Source organism: Streptomyces fodineus, assembly GCF_001735805.1.
In the GTDB taxonomy this organism is placed as follows: Bacteria; Actinomycetota; Actinomycetes; order Streptomycetales; family Streptomycetaceae; genus Streptomyces; species Streptomyces fodineus.
In genome coordinates, this window is sequence record NZ_CP017248.1 from 386,131 (window position 1) to 403,208 (window position 17,078).

General features: G+C 71.5%; 15 protein-coding genes and 1 pseudogene. 3 read left to right on the forward strand and 13 right to left on the reverse strand.

Annotated elements, in window-relative coordinates:
- Window positions 1-538 precede the first annotated feature (538 nt).
- On the reverse strand, window positions 539-1,441 hold the full coding sequence (locus BFF78_RS01680; protein ID WP_069776615.1) for a LysR family transcriptional regulator: 903 nt from the start codon (window positions 1,439-1,441) through the stop codon (window positions 539-541).
- A 188-nt stretch (window positions 1,442-1,629) separates the two neighbouring features.
- On the opposite strand from BFF78_RS01680, the gene BFF78_RS01685 reads away from it, so the two are divergent.
- The gene (locus BFF78_RS01685) at window positions 1,630-1,923 is read left to right on the forward strand and encodes a DUF1330 domain-containing protein (RefSeq protein WP_069776616.1); all 294 of its coding nucleotides are present in this window, start codon (window positions 1,630-1,632) and stop codon (window positions 1,921-1,923) included.
- Window positions 1,924-2,001: 78 nt separating this feature from the next.
- On the opposite strand, the pseudogene BFF78_RS49990 reads toward BFF78_RS01685, so the two are convergent.
- Window positions 2,002-2,520, reverse strand: a pseudogene (locus BFF78_RS49990) (DEAD/DEAH box helicase); the annotation flags it as partial.
- A 50-nt stretch (window positions 2,521-2,570) separates the two neighbouring features.
- Window positions 2,571-3,542, reverse strand: coding sequence for a Clp protease N-terminal domain-containing protein (locus BFF78_RS01690; protein WP_069776617.1), 972 nt, complete (start codon window positions 3,540-3,542; stop codon window positions 2,571-2,573).
- A 69-nt stretch (window positions 3,543-3,611) separates the two neighbouring features.
- On the opposite strand from BFF78_RS01690, the gene BFF78_RS01695 reads away from it, so the two are divergent.
- Window positions 3,612-3,971, forward strand: a complete 360-nt coding sequence (locus tag BFF78_RS01695; RefSeq protein ID WP_069776618.1) for an excisionase — start codon at window positions 3,612-3,614, stop codon at window positions 3,969-3,971.
- Window positions 3,972-4,646: 675 nt separating this feature from the next.
- Here BFF78_RS01695 and BFF78_RS01700 read toward each other — a convergent pair.
- Window positions 4,647-5,453: a DUF6461 domain-containing protein gene (locus BFF78_RS01700; protein WP_069776619.1), complete on the reverse strand. Its 807-nt coding sequence runs from the start codon at window positions 5,451-5,453 to the stop codon at window positions 4,647-4,649.
- Window positions 5,454-5,962: 509 nt separating this feature from the next.
- On the opposite strand from BFF78_RS01700, the gene BFF78_RS01705 reads away from it, so the two are divergent.
- Window positions 5,963-6,325, forward strand: a complete 363-nt coding sequence (locus BFF78_RS01705; RefSeq protein WP_069776620.1) for a DUF488 domain-containing protein — start codon at window positions 5,963-5,965, stop codon at window positions 6,323-6,325.
- An 808-nt stretch (window positions 6,326-7,133) separates the two neighbouring features.
- Here BFF78_RS01705 and BFF78_RS01710 read toward each other — a convergent pair.
- The 9 genes from BFF78_RS01710 to BFF78_RS01750 form a co-directional block, all read right to left on the reverse strand.
- The gene (locus BFF78_RS01710; RefSeq protein ID WP_069776621.1) at window positions 7,134-8,618 is read right to left on the reverse strand and encodes a hydrogenase large subunit; all 1,485 of its coding nucleotides are present in this window, start codon (window positions 8,616-8,618) and stop codon (window positions 7,134-7,136) included.
- A 4-nt stretch (window positions 8,619-8,622) separates the two neighbouring features.
- Window positions 8,623-10,116 carry a proton-conducting transporter transmembrane domain-containing protein gene (locus BFF78_RS01715; RefSeq protein WP_069776622.1) on the reverse strand — a complete coding sequence of 498 codons (1,494 nt, stop codon included), beginning with the start codon at window positions 10,114-10,116 and terminating at the stop codon, window positions 8,623-8,625.
- Entirely contained in the window at window positions 10,113-10,793 is a 681-nt protein-coding gene (locus BFF78_RS01720) for a hypothetical protein (RefSeq protein ID WP_069776623.1), read from the reverse strand. The genes BFF78_RS01715 and BFF78_RS01720 overlap by 4 nt, the downstream gene beginning before the upstream one ends.
- Window positions 10,790-11,746 (reverse strand): respiratory chain complex I subunit 1 family protein, encoded by a 957-nt coding sequence (locus tag BFF78_RS01725; protein ID WP_069776624.1) that lies wholly within the window; start codon window positions 11,744-11,746, stop codon window positions 10,790-10,792. Before BFF78_RS01725 ends, BFF78_RS01720 begins: the two co-directional genes overlap by 4 nt.
- Entirely contained in the window at window positions 11,746-13,779 is a 2,034-nt protein-coding gene (locus BFF78_RS01730; protein WP_069776625.1) for a proton-conducting transporter transmembrane domain-containing protein, read from the reverse strand. Before BFF78_RS01730 ends, BFF78_RS01725 begins: the two co-directional genes overlap by 1 nt.
- Entirely contained in the window at window positions 13,776-14,258 is a 483-nt protein-coding gene (locus tag BFF78_RS01735) for an NADH-quinone oxidoreductase subunit B family protein (protein ID WP_069776626.1), read from the reverse strand. Before BFF78_RS01735 ends, BFF78_RS01730 begins: the two co-directional genes overlap by 4 nt.
- A gap of 147 nt (window positions 14,259-14,405) precedes the next feature.
- Entirely contained in the window at window positions 14,406-14,759 is a 354-nt protein-coding gene (locus BFF78_RS01740; RefSeq protein WP_069776627.1) for an ArsR/SmtB family transcription factor, read from the reverse strand.
- A 142-nt stretch (window positions 14,760-14,901) separates the two neighbouring features.
- A complete protein-coding gene (locus tag BFF78_RS01745) occupies window positions 14,902-15,309 on the reverse strand; it encodes a pyridoxamine 5'-phosphate oxidase family protein (RefSeq protein WP_069776628.1) in 408 nt (135 codons plus the stop codon).
- Window positions 15,306-17,030, reverse strand: a complete 1,725-nt coding sequence (locus BFF78_RS01750) for a SulP family inorganic anion transporter (RefSeq protein ID WP_069776629.1) — start codon at window positions 17,028-17,030, stop codon at window positions 15,306-15,308. The genes BFF78_RS01745 and BFF78_RS01750 overlap by 4 nt, the downstream gene beginning before the upstream one ends.
- Window positions 17,031-17,078 lie beyond the last annotated feature (48 nt).

Sequence of the window (17,078 nt, forward strand, 5' to 3'; positions counted from 1 at the left end):
CCCCGTAGGTCGGCGAAGTGCACCGCGAGACCCCGGGACGTCTTGACCCCCGGGGCCTTCGCCTTACCTTCCAGGATCGGACGGCGTCCGTGTCCTCGGTGTCTCAGAAGAGCTGGGAGCATCCCGAAGAGTGGGTGCGATGAAGGGTTCCGCCCATGCCTCCACTACGACCCGTGCACCCTCCACGGCGCGGCCCGCGGCTGGCATCCTTATGGCCGCCGCCGATTGCAGCGCAGCCGCTCCAACTCTACTGTCATGGACGCCGTTGACGGCGGGCAATTCCCGCCGGCTACCCGTGCTTGTCCGGTTCGGCGTCGGCGAAGGCGCGGTATCCGCCGAGATCTCGGCCTGGGCGAGGACGTCGCCGCGGTGTACGACTCGGACCGGACCCCGGGCCATCATCGGATGCTGATCCGCTGGCGTAGCGAGGTCGTGTCGGACATTCAGCAAGACCGCCGTCATCATCCGCGAAGTCCGCCGGGCGCAAGGTCTTCGGCCTCGCCACCGCAGGCGTCCGTCTCGCTTGACTTCTTGCGCGTCAGTCCGGCAGCCAGTGCAGCTCGTGCGCCAGGGTTTTGGCGACGGCACGGATGCGGCGGTGTAGCGGCGACTGCTCGCGTGGGAGGACCAGGTGGAGCGTCAGGCTGGGCGCGCCCCGCAGCGGTCGCCAGGTGAGACCGGCCGGTTGTGCCGTGACCGCGGCTTCTCCGGCCGGGGCGAGGGTGACCCCGTCGCGCAGGTCGCGCTGAGACATGTCGAAAGAGACTGCGGGCGTGTGGAATCGGGGGTGTGGTCGGGTGTCTCGGAACAGTGCGGACAGCTGATCGTGGATCACGGGGTTGGCCGCACGGTCCGGGAGTCGCAGCGGATACGCGGCCGCGTCGGCGATCTCGATCTCCGGGTGTTCGGCCAGCGGATGGTGCTGCGCCAGCTGGACCCCGACGCGCTCACGCCGCAGCAGGAACCGGCGCACGCCACGGCCCGGCTGTTCACCGCGGGTGATCCCGGCATCGATACGGCCGTCGGCGACCGCGGGGGAGATCTCCGGTGTCGCCATCGGGACCGCGCCGACCTCGAGTCCGCTGTTGCCGCGAATCAGCCTGTCCACCAGGGCCGGTGTCGTCTCGGCCCCGGCGCTGAGGCTGTATCCGATGCGCAGCGTGCCCAGTTCACCGGCCGCCGCGCTCCGGGCGGTGTCCCATGCCCGGTCCAGCGCCGCCAGCGCGGGCGGCGCGGACTCCGCCAAAGCCGCGCCGGCCGTGGTCAATACGACGCTACGCGTGTTGCGGACCAGCAGGGCCGTACCGAGTTCCGCCTCCAATCGGCGCATCCGGGCGCTGAGTGCGGGCTGTGCGATACCGATCCGTGCGGCCGCGCGGGTGAAGTTCAACTCCTTCGCCAGCACCAGGAAGTACCGCAGGCTCACCGTATCCGGCGCCACGTGCCCTCCCTGCCGATTGATAACGATCCGTTCTGAGTCTATCCCGTACCGGTCTTTCCCCCGACCGCATATCAAGCCCTAACCTGCGCATATGACGATTCAACTGACCGCGGTACCCGTCGCCGGGATCGATCGATCTGAGTGTCAATTCGAAGTCGGACATGTCCGGCCGAACACAGGAGGTTTCCATGGCTAAGGGCTACTGGGTCAGTGTCTACCCCGCCATTTCCGACCCTGAGAGGCTGACTGCCTACGACAAGCTGGCCCGTCCGGCTGTCCAGGCTGGGGGCGGGCGCGTCCTGTCCCGTGGCGGTCGAGTCGTCGCCCACGAGGCCGGAATCACGCAACGCGTCGTTCTGATCGAGTTCGACAGCTTTGAACAGGCCGTCGCGGCATACGAGAGCGAGGCATACCAGAAGGCGCTGGTGGCCCTCCCCGACGGCGTCGAGCGCGACTTGCGCATCATCGAAGGCATCGACTGACCGGCGGGCCCAGCCATCGCTGAGCACCCGTCACCTGATACGGGGCACGATCGTCGACCAAAGTTCGCCAAGCTCCGCGTCCAGCAGGGCAAGTGACGGAGCCGGATGTGCGCCGCGCTTGGTGCCGGCCCCCGTGTACCCCTGGCAGTGGTTCGCGCGCCGTGGGAACCAAGCAGCAGGAACAGTGACTCCGGTGTGGTGATCAGGATGTCCGGCGGGGTGCGTCGGTAGGCGCTGCGCTCCGGTGGCGGACGTGTCGCCGGTGCGCATGCCGAGCGTGATGGCCGACTCTGCCCGGCCGAGCCGGACGGCGGCCTGCCGGACGGCCACCTGCCGGATGGCCCCGGAATGGCCGCCTGGCGGATGCCGGCCAGCGGGCCCGCAGGCTGCGCTCGACGCCCACCGCCAGCGCCTTCAGCAGCGAGACATACAGCACCCCGGCAGCGCGCCGACGGATCCACCCGCACCGGGTCGGTGGCCAGCCGGCGGCGAAGGCCTGCCAGGCGCCGCGCTGTGCTTGGGGGGCGCGGCTGACGCGCCTGTGAACCACGCTCTGGTTGTCGGCGAGAGCGGCGCCGGCGCATCATCGCTCACCACGCCCCAGTCCTCGCCTCCCACCAACAGGTTCCGGTCCGCTGACAGACGGCTCATCGGCGGAACCGGGGCGCGAGGACCGTGCGCACGGCCTTGGCCACCTTGTTCTCGGTGGATCCGTCCTGTTCTTCGGGTTCCGGTTCGAGCATGCGCTGGGTCTGGAGCAGCAGTTGGTTGGTCGACCGCCAGAGCGGGACGAACATGCCGGCGACCGGCCCGACGCCCTGGATCGGGCCGTCGGACAGCTCGGTGACCTTCTTGGCGATCGTGACCGTTGCCGGGTCCCGCAGGATCAGGTGCACCTCGTCGTCGACCAGCCGGATTTCCATCTTGCGCGCGGCGGCTTCTTCCGGGTTCGCGTCCGTGGTCGTCTCCGGATCCAGTTCGTCGATCTTGGCCGCGACTGCGTCCGGGTCGACCCCGAGTTCGCGCAGCACCCTGGCCGCCATGCTGTTCTCCGTCCGCAGCATCGCCTCTAGCAGGTGATGGCTGCCGACCGGTGCGCCACCGGCCAGCGCGCTGGCGGTGGAAACGGTGTCCTCGGTGGCCGGTGTGCCGGCCGGCCACGGGCGAGCCGCGACATCCTGCGATCCCTCCACCGCTGCCAGCACCGCGGCGCGGATCTTGCTGATCGGATTGACCCGCTCGGCAAGCACCTTCGCGCCGACGCCCTCACCTTCCCTGACGAGGGCGAGCAGGATGTGTTCCGTACCGATGTCGTTGTGGTGCAGCTGCTGCGCCTCGCGCAGGGCGAGTTCCAGCGTCTTCTTCGCGCGCGGCGCGAACGGGATATGGCCGCTCAGCTCGTGCGTGCCGGGCTTGACCACCGCGGCGATATCGGCCTGCGCCGTCTCCTTGTCGTACCCGAGCTGGTGCAGAACCCGCGCCGCGATGCTGTCCGGCGCGTCGAGCAGCCCCAACAGGATGTGCTCCGTGCCGATGTGGTCGTGCTTGAGCAGCCTCGCCTCCTCCTGAGCCGTGACAACCACCTTGCGGGCTTGCGCTGTGAACCTTTCGAAAGTCATGCTTCCATCATTTCAACCCTGTCAATACACCGTTATTGATAGGGTCACCATGCTGAAGGGAGGGTGTGAATGGAGACACCGTCGAACTGGGAGAACCGGCTCGCGCGTTGGAAGAGCGAGCTGGAATTGTTCGAGCAGCTGGACGAGACCCCCTGGGTCACGCTGGCCAAGGCGGAGGCCGAGACCGGCGTTTCCCGCTCGGCCCTGCGGTCCTGGTACCGCAACGGCGAGATCCGGTCCCGGCTGGTGGACGGCCCGAACGGGCCGCAGCGCCTGGTCCAGCTGGACGCGGTGGTCGACCGCGCCGCCGCGTCACCGCGCATTCAGCGCAGGGCGGAACGCGAGGTCAGCCTGGAGGCCCAGGTCACCCTGCTGCGGCACCGGGTTGACCAGCTCGAGCTGCGGCTGGCCGCGCTGGAGCGGAAGTGACCTGCGCGAGCAGCACCGCGCCATCGGCCCGGAACGGTGCCACCGTCGCCTGATCCGCCAGGACTTCGCGAGCCCAAGGGTTCGTCCTCCGCCCGCACGCCAAGAGCCGCCAGTGCGCGCAGATCGCCGACCGTCAGCTTCGGTCCGGCGCGCGCGGGCTGTCGGTGGCCACGACCGGCGAGGCCGTGGCATTCGCCCGGGCCAGCGTGGATGACCTGTTCATCGCCCATCCCGTCTGGCTCGATGCCGCCAAGGCGCAGCGGCTGCGCCGGTTGGCGGACGATGTTGCCCTGAGACTCGGCCTGGAGTCAGTCGAAGGCGCGCAGCGGCGGGATGCCCCGTACCAGGGGCTCCACGCCTGGCTGTCATGGTGTTGGCTGCGGATCCGCGGGGAGATCCGCGACGACATCCACCAAGCCTGGCCCCCACGAGAGCTCGAGACCAGCGCCAGCTCAACCACTCGCCCCACGCCAGGGCTGCCACCCCAGCTACAGCCACGCCAGTCCTTCGGCGCATGCGGCGACGCTGCAACTCGGTTTGAGCGATGCCACGCTGCCCGCCCAGGAGGCCGAGCGCGAAACCGCTGCCCCCCGGGCAGCTGAGACGCTGACGGGGCTAGCTGATGGGGCTGACCGCCCGGCTCAAGCTCTCGGCCCCGGCATGGCGCCCTGCGGGTCAGGGAGCGGGCGATGAAGGCCTGCGGGTGGCATCCGGCTCTGCCGCCTCGGCGCGAGCACGGCCCGCAGCTCCCTCGATCTCGTCGCGGCTGATTTCCTTGTAGAAGCGTTCCCCGTGGGCGTCGGTGATGTCGATGACGATGCCGGTCCATTCCTCAGCGGGCTCCTCGGGTACGTGTCCGAGCTGGTATTCGGCATCCCGGAGCAGTTCCTCCGTCACCCGAACCCCGGTCAGTCGCTCGGCGAGGGCGAAGGCCGCCGCCTTGGTGTCGACGCGCTCGCTCGTCTCGCCCTCGATGTCCGACAGTTCGAAGCCGACCTCGCGCATCACCGAGTTCAGGGCATCGGGAGTGCTGCCGTCCCGGGCTGTGGGCCACTCGAAGGTGGTCCGAAGTTCCCCGTCCTCATACCACTGGAAAAAGTGCATAGGCTTGCCGCCATTGCTGGAGTGCACCACGGCGCGCCCTCCGGCCGACAGGGCCTCCAGGAAGCGCGACTGCATCCCCATGCCCCCGTCTCCGAGGTGCAGGACGAGCGTCCAGTCACCACCTTCGCCTGGGACGGTGAACGCGCCCGCGATGAAGGACTCGTCCCAGTAGTCCGTCGGGTCGCCCAGTTCGTCCTGCCGCTCGATCAGCGCGTCCGCCCCTGTGCACGTGCCCTGGGGCTCCGCCTCCATCACCCGCAGCACCTCCGTCGGGGCGACGCTTCGCACCAGGGTGAGGGTGTATCCGGTCTCCAGCCCGTAGCGGAACAACGAAGAGGAACGTATCCAGGCATAGTCATGTGCGGTCACCGAAGTCATGCACCACAGTCTGACTGCTGCCACTGACAAGACCGTGAAGCAGGCTGGGCACTGTCGCACCGTGTGCATTTCGCGCCGGCCCGGTGAATGCCTCGCCAGCGCCGTGGGGTTGTCCGCCCGTGTACGAAGCTGCCAAGGTCGCCAACGCGCACGCCCTCGGCTGTCGCGCGATGAACCGCGGTAGTCCGGCCGCACCGGCGCCGACCCCGCTGCGTCACGCTGCGTAACCCCAGACGTGGCTCCCTCCCCGTACCGGCAGCCGGGTACTCCTGCAGCGGGGTGGCGGACATCAGCACCATGACCGCGCCGTGCATCGTGATCCTTTTCGCCGGCTTCACCAATGAGATCAAGCCGCTGCTGGCGTAGCCGCCCCCGGACCAGCGGGGACAGCAGCCCGTCGCAGGCCCCCGATAAAATGGGCGCGTCGGGGACATCCGCCTCACCGCGGTGGAGCGAGCCATTCGCCCGCTCGTGGTCGGGTCGGCGGACCGATCTGGAAGGGCACCGTCATGGTCAAACAGATCACGTACCGCAGGGTCTACGAGGAGACCTCGCCGCAGGACGGCAAGCGCGTGCTCGTCGACCGGGTCTGGCCACGGGGCATGCGCAAGGAGGACGCGCATCTGGACGAGTGGCTGCGCGATGTCGCCCCGTCCAGCGAACTGCGCAAGTGGTACGGCCATGAACCCAGCCGCTTCGCCGAGTTCCGTCGCCGCTACCTGGCAGAACTGCGTGATGCCGGACACCGGGAGGCCGCGGAACATCTGCGTGACCTGGCGGCGCACGACAAGCTCATGCTGCTCACCGCCACCAGGGACGTGGACCACAGCCAAGCCGCTGTCCTGACGGAGTGGCTGACCAGGAAGCGGTGACGTCTCACTGTGCCGGGCCGCCCGGGGTGCGCACCGCGAGGACGGCGACGCCGTCATCAAGGACCTGGACACTTCGGGTGACAATGGCGTCGCACAGCTCAGCGGCGCGTCGGCCAGGGAAGCGGCCTGTTCGGCCAGGTCACCCAAGCCGATGTCGGTGTTCTGGCAGCGGCGCTCCACCGGCCGTGACGGGCGGGTGCCAGGTAGCGGGCGCTGCCGTCCGCCCCGATCAGCTTCGAACATCGTCAGCGCGCGATCGAGGCGCGACACGACCAGGCCCGGCGGCCGGAGGCCCCGGCGGCGGGCTGTCGTAGAGCCGCCGCTGCCACGGACCGTGCACCACGGGACTTCCTCCCGACGCCGTCCGACGCCGTCATCACCTCGCCCGCCCCGCACCGCACCGCACCGCCCTGCCGCCCTACGCGCTCCCCCGACCAGAAGCCGGTGCCCGCGACACGGCAGGAGGCGCGGCGATCAGCATGCCGGTCGAGACGGTAGGTGCTCCTTCGACTCCCTCTCCCCCACCGGCCCGCCTCATCCAGCCCAGACATAGAAAGGGCGCGTCATGGGACTCCTTCGGGATGGGGCACGTTGTGGGACGGTGCTCAACGCCACAGCCGGGAGCCGGCCTGCGGATCCGACCGGCACATCGATCATTCCGGCGGGGCCGTCACCCGTCAGGGCCGAACCGACCTGGGACCAGGGCCCGTCGGTCCGGTCGCCGTGCGAGGCATGACGCCGGTCGCGGGCGGGCGAACAGATGCGCGCCGTTTCGCCTCGGACGCAAGAGCCATGGCTTACCGGAGTGTCAGAGGTCGTTGCCCGCGTAGGAGAGGTTGAAGCTTTTGTTGGTCAGCGGGAAGTCGGGGACGATCGTGTCCGCCAATGCGACCGGCAGGGCGGGCCAGTTGAAGAAGGACGGGTCGACCGGCTTGACCCGGGACAGGGTTCCGTCGGGGGCGAGTTCGACGCGGGTGGTGATGGTGCCGCGCCAGCCCTCGACCAGGCCCACGCCCGTGCCGGGGCCCGCACCAGGGGACGGCTGGGCCGCGAGCATCATTGCGGGGGCGGTGAGCCCGTCGGCGAACTCCTCGATCAGGGCGACGGAGGTCTCGATTTCCTCGGCGCGGACGAGGAAGCGGGCGAGGACGTCGCCGCTGGCGTGGACGGGTACGCCGAGCCGCGGACCGTATCCGGTGAAAGGGTGGGCGGTTCGGGCGTCGTGCGCGAGTCCGCTGGCGCGGGCGACGTAGCCAAGGCAGCCGATCTCCCGGGCGGCGGCGGCCTTCAGGACGGCGGTTCCGGTGAAGCGGTCGCGGACGGTGGAGTGCCCCAGGGCGAGGCCGGTGATCTCGCGGATGTCCTCGCCGATGGCCCTCAGACGTCGTACGTCGGGCAGAGACCGGAGTGCCGTGCCGCCGGGGACGACGCCGCCGCGCAGCAGCCGGTGGCCGGTGATCTCCCGGTTAACGCGGAGGAGTTGCTCGCGGACGCGCTGGGCGTGGGCGTTGAGGATGCCGTGGCCGACGTCGTTGCAGAGCATGCCGAGGTCGGCGACGTGGTTGTGGATCCGCTCCAGCTCCAGGAGGAGGGCTCGGGCACGCTGGGCCTCGGCGGGTACCTCGGTGCCGGTGGCCTCTTCGACGGCCAGGCAGTACGCCAGCGCATGGCCCATGGCCGTGTCGCCGCTGATGCGTTCGGCGAGGGGAAGTCCGGTGGTGGCCGAGCGGCCCTGGAAGAGTCTCTCGATGCCTTTGTGCACGAACCAGAGACGGGCCTTGAGCCTGAGGATGGTCTCGCCGACGACGGAGAAGCGGAAGTGACCGGGTTCGATCAGGCCGGCGTGCACGGGGCCGACGGGGATCTCGTAGACACCGTTGCCCTCCACCTCCAGGAAGGGGTACGGCCCCTCCTGCTCGCCGAAGCCCGGCGGGGGGCCCGCATCGGGCCGCATCGGATACCAGCCGCGCGGCCAGTGGAAGTGGCGCACGAGGCGGCGCGGGAGCGGGTGGCCGAGGGGGACGATGCCGAACAGGTCGCGCATCTCGCGTTCGAACCGGCCCGCCGGGAAGGAGAGGTCGGCGAGCGTCGGGACCTCGGGGCGTTCGGGGTCGAGGCGGACGTGCAGTTCGGTGCGGGTGTCGGGCGGGCCGGCCACGAAGAGGTAGACCACGCGAGGGCCGCCTTCGTCGAGGTGCGCGGCGACCAGCGCCAGCCGGGCCCCGCCGCCCAGCAACTCTCCGGCCCACTGCGGGAGTTCGGTGGAGCCGATCTCGTACGTCGTACGCGTCATCGTTTCAGTGACCTCCGATGGCCCGCGCGGCGGCGTGCAGCAGGCCGGTGAGCGGGCCGAGCGAGACACCCAGGGCGGCGCAGGCGGCCAGGCCCAGGCCGAGCGGCCAGACGGCGGTGCCCTCGGGTACCGCCGGCGGTGCCGGTGCCGGGCCGAAGAGCATGCGGGCGGTGCGGGCGGCGAACGCGGCGAAGGCGACGAGGACGAGCACCAGGGCCGCTGCCATCACCGGGGCGAGGCCGCTGCCCGCCCTGAAGCCCGCCCGGGCGATGCCGAGTTCGGAGGCGAAGAGGCTGAACGGCGGGAAGGCCATCAGGGCCACCACCGCGCAACCGAACAGGCCGGCCACTGCGGGGGTCCGGGCGAGCAGCCCGCGCACGCGGCCGATCCTCGTGGTGCCGGTGAGTTGGAGGATGCGGCCGGAAGCGCAGAAGGCGACGGACTTGGCCAGCCCGTGCCCGGCGATGTGCAGCAGCGCCGCGGACAGGGCGAGCGGGCCGCCGATCGCCGCGGCCAGGGCGATCAGGCTCATGTGCTCCATGCTGGAGTAGGCCAGCATCCGCTTGTAGTCGCGCTGGGACAGCAGCAGTCCGGCGGCGAGGGCGAGCGTGAGCAGCGCGATTCCGGCCAGCAGGAGGCGGGTGAAGTCGGTGCCCAGGGCCGCGTCCGCGATGACCCGGTAGCGCAGGATCGCGGCGAAGGCGACGGACAGCAGTACCCCGGACATCAGCGCGGACACCGGAGCGGGTGCCTGGCTGTGGGCGTCGGGCAGCCAGGCGTGCAGCGGGATCAGGCCGGCCTTGGCGCCGAAGCCGAGGACGACCAGGGTGATGCCGAGCCGGGTGACCGCCGGGTCGAGCCGGCCCGAGCGGGCCACGAGGGTGGGCCAGTCCAGCGCCCATGCCTCCGCGATGCCAGCCTGCCGGGCCGCGTAGTAGATCAGTACCGTGCCGAGGAAGGCGAGGGCGATGCCCGCCGAGCAGATCACCACGTACTTCCAGGCGGCCTCGACGGACGTACGGGTGCGGCGGTGGCCGACCAGAAAGGCGGTGACGATGGTGGTGGCCTCGACGGCGACCCACAGCACACCGAGGTTGGCGCTGACCACGGCCAGGCACATCGCGGCGAGGAAGGCGTGCACGAGGACGTGGTAGCGGCGCGCGGTGCGGGCCGTGGTCCGCTCCGCGGTGCGTTCGCCGGCCAGGTACGCGGGCGTCGCACCGCAGGCGATGAGCGCCACGGCGCCGACGACGAGCAGCATCCATACGGTGAGGGCGTCGGCGCGCAGCAGCCCGGAACAGGCGGTGCGCGCTCCGCCCTTGAGGACGCCCGCCGCCAGCAGAGTCCCGCACAGCAGGATCGCCAGGGGTGAGACGAGTCCGGGCCAGGCCGCCGGGTGGCGCCCCGGGCGGGGCGTTCGCGTACCGGTGAGCGCGTACGCGGCGGCGGTCAGCAGCGGTACGGCGGCGGGCGCGGTCAACAGCAGAGCGGAGTTCATCGGTCGTGCAGCTCCCGCAGGTCGTCGATGTCGGTCGTGCCGAACGCCTCCCGCATCCGGGTGGTGAGGATCTGCAGCACCAGTACCGCGAGCAACACGTCGAAGGAGACACCGAGTTCGACGATCAGCGGCACGCCGGAGGTGGCCAGAAAGGCGGTGGCGGTGATGCCGTTGTCCAGCAGCAGGAAGCCGACCACCTGGGCGAGCGCGCGCCGACGGGTGGCCAGCACGAAGAAGCCGATCAGGACGACGGCGAGGCCCACCGGCAGGGCGTGGGCGGCCGGCGTCGGGTCGAGCCGGGTCAGGGGGCGGCCGACCGCGTAGGCGAGCAGGGTGAGCAGGGCCGCGGTCAGCAGGGAAGCGGCGACGTTGACCAGGGGCTGCGTCTCGCGGACCTCTTCGCTTCCGCGGTCGGCGGCCAGGGCGGCCAGGGCGCGGCGCATCAGATACGGCAGGACGCCCGCCCTGAGTACTCCGATTCCGAGGCCCACGGCGATCAGGTCCCACCGTTCCTCGTGGCCGCCGAGGAACACGGCGATCGCGGCCAGCGCGACGCCCTGGAGGGCGAAGGCACGGACGAGGGCGGCGAGTTCGTGCCGCCACAGCACGATCACCGCGGCCAGCAGGAAGGCACCGCAGGCCAGGTCGAGGAGCTGGGTGTACAGGCCGCTGCTCATGGTGCTCCGTTCAGGACGTAGGAGGCGGTCACCGCGAGCAGCGCCAGCAGGAAGGATCCCGCGAGCAGTTCCGGCACCCGGAACAGCCGGACCTTCGCCCAGCACACCTCCGCCGTCGCGAGCGCCGCGCCCAGAAGGCAGAGCTTCGCCGCGAACAGCACCGGTGCCACGGCCAGGGCGCCCCAGGAGCCACTGGTTGCGATGCCCCATGGCACGAACAGCGAGGACAGCAGGCCGAGCAGCAGGGTGAGCCGCATCTGGGCGCCGAGCTCGACCAGTGCCAGGTCCGGACCCGCGTACTCCAGCACCATCGCCTCGTGGATCATGGTCAGTTCGAGGTGCGTGGAGGGATTGTCGACCGGGATCCGGCCGGTCTCCGCGAGCACTGCGACCGCGAGCGCGGCGACGGCCAGCAGGCCGGCCGGGGAGGCGAGGCGGGCCGGGTGGTGGGCGGCGCCGGCGACGATCGCCGGGATGTTGGTCGTGCCGGCCGGCATCGACAGGGCGAACACCGACAGCAGGATGGTCGGCTCCACCAGCGCGGCGACCGTCATCTCCCGGGAGGCGCCCATCCCGCCGAACGCCGTTCCGGTGTCCAGACCCGCCAGCGCGAGCGCGAGCGTGCCCAGCGCGACCAGCGCGACCACCACGACGAGGTCCGCGTGCGAGCTGACCGGGGTGTCGGTGGACAGCAGGGGCACCAATGCGGTAGCCACCGCGGTGGTGGCGACCAGCAGGGCGGGGGCGGCCCGGAACGCGGGCCCGGTCCCAGCGGGTGTGATGGGTTCCTTGCGCAGCAGTTTGCACGTGTCCCGCCAGGGCTGGAGCACCCCGGCACCGGCTCGGCCCTCCAGCCGGGCCCGCACCTGCCGCATCCACCCGGCCAGCAGCGGCGCCCCGCCCACGACGACCACGACCTGGCCGACGACAGCCGCGTACCCGATCCCGTTCATCACCAGCCCACCGCCAGCGCCAGCAGCAGCACGACCAGCCCGGCGAAGCCGTAGCCGAGGTAGAGGTGCACACTGCCCCCCGCCAGCCGACGCGCCGCCCGCCCGGTGTCCGCCAGCGCACGCAGCACCGGCTCGTAGAGCCGGTGCTCGATCCGGTCGGGTACCCGGTGCCGGAAGCGCACCCGCTGCACCAGGTACGCCGACTCCCCCACGGGCGTGACGTCGACGTCCTGCTCGGGCGCGAGGACGTCGTCGAAGACCCGCTGGAGCGGCTCGGCGAACGAGGTCGCCGTATAGGCCATGCGCGGTGTCGGTGCCCCGCCCCCGCAGTCCCACAGCCGGGCGTTCACGCGGCGCCGGCGGCGGCCGTAGAGCCGGGGCAGGCCGGTGGCCGGCAGGATCGCGGCGGTGAGCGCAGCCACCACCCACAGCGGGGACAGCGAGGCGGAGATGCCGGCGAGCCGCACCCCCAGTCCGCCGCCGGTGAGGGGCCCGCTGCCCGGCAGCCCGACCGCGCCGACGGCCCGGTCCAGACCCTCGCCCAGCAGGCCCGGCACCACCGCCAGCGCGACCACGCCTGCGGCGAGCAGGGCCATGCCGGTGAGCATCAGCGGCGGCGACTCCCGCGCCGAGGCGGCCCGCTCGTCGCGCGGCCGGGCGAAGAAGCCGACGCCGAGCGCCTTGACGAAGACGGCGGCGGCGATCCCGGCCGACAGCGCGACCAGCGCCACCGACAGGGGCAGCACGACGGCGACCGCGACGCCGGGTACGTGGAACCCGTGGATGAGGGCCTGAAGGAGCAGCCACTCGCTGATGAAGCCGTTGCCCGGCGGCAGCGCCACCGCACCGAGCGCGGCCAGAGCGAAGAGCCCGGCGGTGGCGGGCATCCGGGACCGCAGCCCGCCCAGCCGATCCAGATCGCGCAGGCCCGTAGCCCGCAGGACGGACCCGGCCCCGCAGAACAACAGGGCCTTGAACACAGAGTGGTTGACCACGTGGAGCAGGGCCGCCGCGAGCGCCAGCGCGGCCAGCGGCCGGTCACCATGGGAGGCGAACAGCCCTGCGGCGCCGACTCCGATGAGGACCAGGCCCATGTTCTCGCTGGTCGAGTACGCCAGCAGCCGTTTCAGGTCGGAGGCCATGGCCGCCTGGAGGATGCCGTACACGGCACTGACCCCACCGGCCGCGAGCAGCCCCAGCCACCACCACGCCGGACCGCCGCCGAGCAGATCGAGCCCGGTGCGGACGAGGCCGTAGATGCCGAGGTTGACCATGGCGGCGCTCATCAGCGCCGAGACGGGGCTGGGCGCTTCGGGATGCGCCCGCGGCAGCCAGGCGTGCAGCGGCATCGCACCCGCCTTCGACATGAACGCCAGCGCGAGCGGGACGAAGACCAGGCCGCGCATGGTGGCCGAGACGTGGTGCGCACCCGTCCGCAGGGCGGCGAACGTCTCCCCGCCCGCCTGTGCGGCGAACAGCGCGAAACCGGTCAGCAGCAGGACCAGCCCGAGGTGGGTCATCACCGCGTACCAGACGCCGGCCTGCCGTACCGAGGACCGCTCGCGGTGCTCGGCGAGCACCAGCGTGAGCGAACCGAGCGCCATCAGCTCCCACAGCGCCAGGAACGTGGACACCGAGGCCGCCACCGGTACGAGGACCAGTGTGAGCGCGAACAACGGCAGCACCGCCTGGGCCGACCGGGAGCCGAGCCCGTGCGAGCCGTGCCCGGCCGCGTATCCGATGCCGTACACGCCGACCGCCGCTACGACGGCTCCCGCCACCGCCATGAACAGTCCCGCCAGCGGATCCACCGCTGCATGCGCCCCGGCCAGCGGCAACAGCCCGGGGCGGACGGCTGCCCAACGGCTTCCGCCCAGTGCGGCCACGCCCGCCGCGCCCCCGCTCACGCCGACACCGACGGTCAGCGCTCCGACGACCGGGACGCGCACGGGGTGGGGCAGCACAAGTCCGGCCGGCGTGCCCGCGCCGCCCAGTGCGGTGGCCGTCGCCAGGGCGGCCGGAATCAGGTTCACCGTCCGGTCACCCTCCTGAGCGCCGAGACGATCGCCTCGGGCTCCGGCGGGCAGCCCGGAACGGCCAGGTCCACCGGTACGACGTCACGGACGGCGCCCTCGACACCGTACCCACCGGCGAACTCCCCGCAGTTGATGGCGCAGTCCCCGACCGCGACCACCAGCCGTGGCTCGCCCATCGCGGCGACCGTGCGGCGCAGCGGCTGGGCCATGTTCCGTGTCACCGGGCCGGTCACCAGGGCCACGTCCGCGTGCCGGGGCGATGCCACCAGTCGGGCGCCGTACCGCTCGGCGTCGTGGACCGGGTTGAAGGCCGCGGCGATCTCGATCTCGCAGCCGTTGCAGGAGCCCGCATCCACGCAGCGCACCTGCACCGACCCGCTCAACTGCCGTGCTTTCTCCGGCACTTCGCCTGGGGGGCGGGGCGGCGCGGGCTCGGCCACCCGCCCGGTCTCGCGGATCTTGCGCAACAGGCCCATGGAACTCTCCCCGCAACGGTGAGAACGCGTTTGCATGGGGCCAACGGGCCGATCCCTAAGCGGAGTTACTGCATCTTTCCGATGCTTTGCCTGGGTTTGCTAAATATTGCCGCGCATTCCCCGGAGGCGATCACCGTCCGACGGCCGTCACCGCGACGGCGGCTTCCGCTCCGGCTGAGCCGCCTGCAGGTCGGCGAGCAGTTCGGCCTGCCCGGCCAGCACGCCGGAGAGGATGGTGCGGGCGACGCGGAGAAGTTCCGCGACGTGCGGGCTGGTCAAGGAGTAGTACACGGCCGAGCCCTCCTTGCGCGTCTTGACCAGGTTCGCCCGGCGCAGCACCGCCAGCTGCTGGGACAGGTGCGCGGGCTCGATGCCCACCTCGGGCAGCATCTCGGCGACCGCGTGCTCGCGCTCGCTCAACAGCTCGAGGACACGGATCCGGGCCGGGTGACCGAGCGTCTTGAAGAACTCGGCCTTCAGCTGGTACAGCGGCGTACTCATCGCGCCGTCTCCTTCTCGACACAACAGCACGGCTCCACTGGCCGGGCCTCGGCGCGTCGTTATCCATCCACTCGTCAAGAACCTCACGAATTGCCAACATTAGCAATGCAGGCCGGTACGTCGGCGACCGTCCCCTACGACCTCACATCTGCGGGCATGCGAGGCGGAATCCGGTGACGGTCTGGGGGTGGATGCGCAGGACCGCGTCGTGCGGACCGTGGATCCAGCCGGCCAGGGTGCGCCGGTAGTGGGCCGTCTCGTGGTGGTCCGTGATCACTTCGGCGGGACCGGCCACGGTCACGGTCCAGCCCGTGCCCGTCGCTTCCTGGATCTCGTCGACGTAGTACGTCGCGGTCGCGGGCACCGCCACGGCCGGAGCGGGCGTCCGCACGACCAGCCGGCCGTACTCGAACACGTGCCGGGCCGGGCGGATGACGGGCTGCCCCCGCAGGACGTACGCCAGGCGCCCCAGGCCGGTGCCCTCCAGCAGCCACAGCGCTTCCGCGCCGGACAGCTCGAGCATGCGTACCGGGGTGGGAGAGGCGCTCATCGGACGGCTTCCTCGGATGTGGTGCTGGTCTTGGGGGCAGGGTCGGCGGGCAGGACTCCGGCGTGCTCCAGGTGATCTCGGGCGGCCCGGATCGCCTCGGGCGTGGTGGGGTACTCCCGGCCTTCGTGGCAGAGCGGCTCCAGCGCGCCGACGGAGTCGAGGACCTGGCGCTGGCCGGGCCGTATGCCGGAGGCGAGGACGAGGATGCCGCGCCGGCCGAGTTTCTCGACGGCGTCCTTCAGTACCAGGGCGCCGGTCGCATCCATGGTCGACACCCGGGACATGCGCAGGATGACGACCCGGACGTCGGCCACTTCGGTCAGCTCCAGCAGGAAGCGGTGGGCGCCGGCGAAGAACAGCGGGCCGTCGATGCGATAGGCCACGATGTGCTCGGCGAGCAGGGCGTGCTCCTCGGCGCTGTGGTCGCCGCGGTCCAGCGGCACCTGGTCCAGGCGGGCCTGCCTGGCCACCGCACGCAGGGCGAGCGCACCCGCGACCACCAGGCCGATGACCACCGCGTAGACGAGGTCCAGGGCCAGTGTCGCGGCGGCGGTCAGCGCGAGTATCACCGCGTCCGAGCGGGTCGCCTTCACCATCGCCCGCAGCGAGCCGACCTCCACCATGCGGATCGCCGTGGCCAGCAGGACGCCCGCGAGGGCGGCGAGTGGGATCTTGGACACCAGGGGCGCCGCGGCGAAGACGATCACGGCGAGGACGGCGGCGTGGGTGAGCGCGGCGAGCCGGGAGGTCGCGCCGGTGCGGACGTTCACGGCGGTGCGGGCGATCGCGCCGGTCGCCGGGACGCCGCCGAACAGCGGGGCGGCGATGTTGGCGAGCCCCTGGCCGAACAGTTCCCGGTCGGGGTCGTGCTTCTGGCCCACCGTCATGCCGTCGGCGACCGAGGCCGACAGCAGCGACTCCAGCGCGGCCAGGGCCGCGACCGCGACGGCCGGGGCCAGCAGGGTGCCGAGGGACCCCGTGTCAAGGAAGGACAGCGAGGGCACCGGCAGCCCCGCCGGCAGGGCGCCGATCGGCTTCGCCGCGTCCAGCCCGGCGGCCTGGGCCACGATCGTCGCCGCGATCACCGCGACGATCGAGAAGGGGATCGCCGGCCACCGGCGGGCCCCGGCCAGCATCACCACGGCCACGGCGACGGCGAAGGCGAGGGCGGTCCAGTCAGGAGCCTTCGCGAACTCCTCCACGGCCCGCCAGCTGACGACCAGGACCCGGTCGCCCTCGGGCTTGGGCACGCCGAGGGCGTTCGGGATCTGCTGGAGGCCGATCACGCAGGCGATACCAAGCGTGAAGCCCTCGACCACGGGCGCGGGCACGTACTGCATGTACTTCCCGGCCCGCAGCGCGGCCAGTGCGACGAGCATCAGGCCGGCCAGCAGACCGACCGTGAGCACGCCGGTCGGGCCGTACTTGCCGACGATCGGCACGAGTACGACCGTCATCGCGCCGGTCGGCCCCGACACCTGCAGATGCGAACCGCCGAAGACGGCGGCGAGCGCACCGGCGACCACGGCGGTCGCCAGGCCCGCTTGCGCGCCCAGTCCGGAGGAGACCCCGAAACCGAGCGCGAGCGGCAGTGCCACGATCGCCACGGTCAGCCCGGCCAGCAGATCCCGGCGTGGGTCGCGCCGCATCCGGTCCAGATCGGCCCGGGAGGGCAGCAGTGACGTGATGGGGGCCCAGGCCCGGCTGATGCCCGAGGTCATCGTGCGGAGACCTCGGGACAGGCTGATCGGCTCCACCTCGACCCCTCG

What these genes read in the sequence shown, in the direction of transcription:
- BFF78_RS01745 (WP_069776628.1), bottom strand. Translation starts at nt 15,309, where the DNA reads ATGAGCGCCTCTCCCACCCCGGTACGCATGCTCGAGCTGTCCGGCGCG.
- BFF78_RS01695 (WP_069776618.1), top strand. Translation starts at nt 3,612, where the DNA reads ATGGAGACACCGTCGAACTGGGAGAACCGGCTCGCGCGTTGGAAGAGC.
- BFF78_RS01710 (WP_069776621.1), bottom strand. Translation starts at nt 8,618, where the DNA reads ATGACGCGTACGACGTACGAGATCGGCTCCACCGAACTCCCGCAGTGG.
- BFF78_RS01750 (WP_069776629.1), bottom strand. Translation starts at nt 17,030, where the DNA reads ATGACCTCGGGCATCAGCCGGGCCTGGGCCCCCATCACGTCACTGCTG.
- BFF78_RS01715 (WP_069776622.1), bottom strand. Translation starts at nt 10,116, where the DNA reads ATGAACTCCGCTCTGCTGTTGACCGCGCCCGCCGCCGTACCGCTGCTG.
- BFF78_RS01685 (WP_069776616.1), top strand. Translation starts at nt 1,630, where the DNA reads ATGGCTAAGGGCTACTGGGTCAGTGTCTACCCCGCCATTTCCGACCCT.
- BFF78_RS01690 (WP_069776617.1), bottom strand. Translation starts at nt 3,542, where the DNA reads ATGACTTTCGAAAGGTTCACAGCGCAAGCCCGCAAGGTGGTTGTCACG.
- BFF78_RS01740 (WP_069776627.1), bottom strand. Translation starts at nt 14,759, where the DNA reads ATGAGTACGCCGCTGTACCAGCTGAAGGCCGAGTTCTTCAAGACGCTC.
- BFF78_RS01735 (WP_069776626.1), bottom strand. Translation starts at nt 14,258, where the DNA reads ATGGGCCTGTTGCGCAAGATCCGCGAGACCGGGCGGGTGGCCGAGCCC.
- BFF78_RS01720 (WP_069776623.1), bottom strand. Translation starts at nt 10,793, where the DNA reads ATGAGCAGCGGCCTGTACACCCAGCTCCTCGACCTGGCCTGCGGTGCC.
- BFF78_RS01705 (WP_069776620.1), top strand. Translation starts at nt 5,963, where the DNA reads ATGGTCAAACAGATCACGTACCGCAGGGTCTACGAGGAGACCTCGCCG.
- BFF78_RS01725 (WP_069776624.1), bottom strand. Translation starts at nt 11,746, where the DNA reads ATGAACGGGATCGGGTACGCGGCTGTCGTCGGCCAGGTCGTGGTCGTC.
- BFF78_RS01700 (WP_069776619.1), bottom strand. Translation starts at nt 5,453, where the DNA reads ATGACTTCGGTGACCGCACATGACTATGCCTGGATACGTTCCTCTTCG.